Consider the following 2,303-nt stretch of genomic DNA (forward strand, 5'->3'; position numbering starts at 1 on the left):
CCAACAAGAAACCAGCCACTATCAGAGCATCCTTTTCCGCGTCACACTTCCCTTGCTTGATTTGGTGCCGCATCAAATTCGCCCAATGCCCCAATCCGGTTTTCGGTTCTGTATCGTATCGGGCAGGAATCCAGCCGTGCCCATTTTTCACACAAAACTGCCGGACCTGCTCCAGCCTTTCGTTGAAGCGAATATAGGATCGCTTCGAAACAGTCTGCTCGTCATCCAGCGCTGGTAACTGCGCAGCATCTTTCGTTAGAGTATTTTGCAAATGCACACCTCGTCCAAAATTTGCGGAATTCTTGCGTTACAAATGAATTAGCATATAATTATAAACCTGCACAACGGCCCATCCGCGATGTGTCAAGGGCTCTAGCAACGACGCATTAATGAGGCGCATGACCCGCAGTAGCATCGCCGCCCTGCGATTTCCGAATCGTTTTCAGATTTTTGACCCGCACGGAAAAACCTATCCCTGCACGCTCAAAGCGAAAGCCCACCGCACGCAGCTGTTCTTCGTGGTTTTTGGCTAGTTCGCCTTTTTTATATTTGTAGCGCACATCATTCGCCCAATATCCCATACGGGTTCTCGGTTCCGTGTCATAACGCACCGGAATCCAGCCGGTACCATTCTCCGCACAGTACTGTTTCACCTGTTCCAGTCGTTCTTTAAACCGTAGGTTATGCCGTGACATTTAACGCCTCCTTATTGACAATCAATTCCAAAAAACCACCGCGATGATCGTAATTCGCCAGAACTGCTCCGTTAAAAGCCTGCCGGCGTTTGGCGACCACGCCTTTGCGAAAAACAATGCGCAACATTTTTTCGGTCTGCTCGATTTCCGCCTGGGACACGTCCTCACACAAGTGAAAGAGGTCCATTTGCGTTTCTTTGCCTATCCAGTAGCGGCGCTTTCGTCCACTACCCTCTCCCATCACGCGGCCATGGGCGACCATTTCCGCAAGGATTTGCGACACCTCATGCTCAGAACGGGCACTGGGGCAGGCCTGCAAAATATCCTGCTTACTGCGTACGGGTTTGGTATCCGTCTCAAAAACGGGTGGTTTTAAACACGCCAGGATTTCCGTACGCACCGCATCCCGATCGGAATACAGCGCAACCGGTTCACGCGCGGTATGTTCAATCTGCTGAACCATTGCCAACAAATCATCTGAAGCGACAAAAGCATGGTCCACCAGCTTCCAAACCGGTTTCCCGCGTGCGCCTGTTCCTAACTTTTCGACAATCCCTTTGCGCTTGAGCACATAGACCTGCTGCGAAACATGATGGGGTTCTGGGTGGGCAGGTATGAGCCGGCTCAATCGTTCGACGGTGGTCGGTGCCCCCTCGAACTTTAACGCGGCGCATATCCAGCGTTGTATGTCTCTGCCAGTTAACATCTGTTAATTCCTCGTTACAATGTTAGTAACAGATTACCACGCCCTTTTTGACGCAAAATTTTTTGCGTGACATTTCGCAGGCGTTTCCTCTGAACTGGACTATCTGCCCAATAGCCTGGCACATGGATGATCGGTTTTTGCGCACAATAAACCGCTTTTTTAGCGTTTATTCGAAAAGTGGATCGTCCTCATCATCGGTCAGCGGGCAGGACACCGGACCGACACCTTCCCAACAAAACGCCAAAAAGCCTGTTTTTTGCTTACCTGAACACGATGGACCGGGCGCATGCTTTATAAATTCCATGCAGCGAGGATAGATTTTTGAGTCTCACGCCCTTTTCCAGCAGTTCGGCATCACAAAGCGAAGCAGAAGACCGCGAGGCACTGTTGCGCATCTATTTAGGCGAGCTATTGCCCTACCTGGGATTACCCGGATTGCACGGGGAACCCCCCGTCGATGGGGTAGCAGAAATCATGATTAACACACCGGACGATATCTGGATGGAACAGTATGGCAAAATGCAACGCCTGGACCTGCAGATTACGCCGCCGGAAAAGCTCGAAAATCTCACGGTACGTCTCGCGGCCATGGCCCGTAACATCGGTGGTGAAGGGGCTATTTTAACCGTGTATCACTGGGGCCTGCGCATTGCCGCCACACTGCCGCCCACGTCCATGAAGGGCATCAGTCTGTCCATCCGCCGCAAGGTGCGCATCCATGTTCCTCTGGAGGAATATGCCCAATCGGCCAGCCCCAGAGAAGAACTCGTTATCCCGGCTCCGCGAACGCGAGCGGAACTCCTCCAGTTTCTGCGTACCATTGTCGAACAACGCAAAACCATCCTGGTGTCTGGCGGTACCTCCAGCGGAAAAACCACGTTCCTGAATGCCCTCCTTTCCTG

4 protein-coding genes are annotated in these 2,303 nt (G+C 52.0%); 1 reads left to right on the top strand and 3 read right to left on the bottom strand.

Annotation, left to right across the window (positions count from 1 at the left end; all coding sequences use genetic code 11):
• The 3 genes from AC2VLY_RS11630 to AC2VLY_RS11640 all read right to left on the bottom strand — a co-directional run.
• A partial coding sequence (locus AC2VLY_RS11630; protein WP_486891802.1) for a hypothetical protein occupies window positions 1-271 on the bottom strand: 271 nt, incomplete at its 3' end.
• A gap of 115 nt (window positions 272-386) precedes the next feature.
• On the bottom strand, window positions 387-695 hold the full coding sequence (locus tag AC2VLY_RS11635; protein ID WP_486891803.1) for a helicase associated domain-containing protein: 309 nt from the start codon (window positions 693-695) through the stop codon (window positions 387-389).
• A complete protein-coding gene (locus AC2VLY_RS11640) occupies window positions 682-1,401 on the bottom strand; it encodes a hypothetical protein (protein ID WP_486891804.1) in 720 nt (239 codons plus the stop codon). Before AC2VLY_RS11640 ends, AC2VLY_RS11635 begins: the two co-directional genes overlap by 14 nt.
• A gap of 321 nt (window positions 1,402-1,722) precedes the next feature.
• Between AC2VLY_RS11640 and AC2VLY_RS11645 the strand changes: the two genes are divergently transcribed.
• Window positions 1,723-2,303 (top strand): ATPase, T2SS/T4P/T4SS family (locus AC2VLY_RS11645; protein ID WP_486922322.1); only part of this gene is annotated, 581 nt, incomplete at its 3' end.

This window comes from Acidithiobacillus sp. TH-A36 (assembly GCF_057473445.1).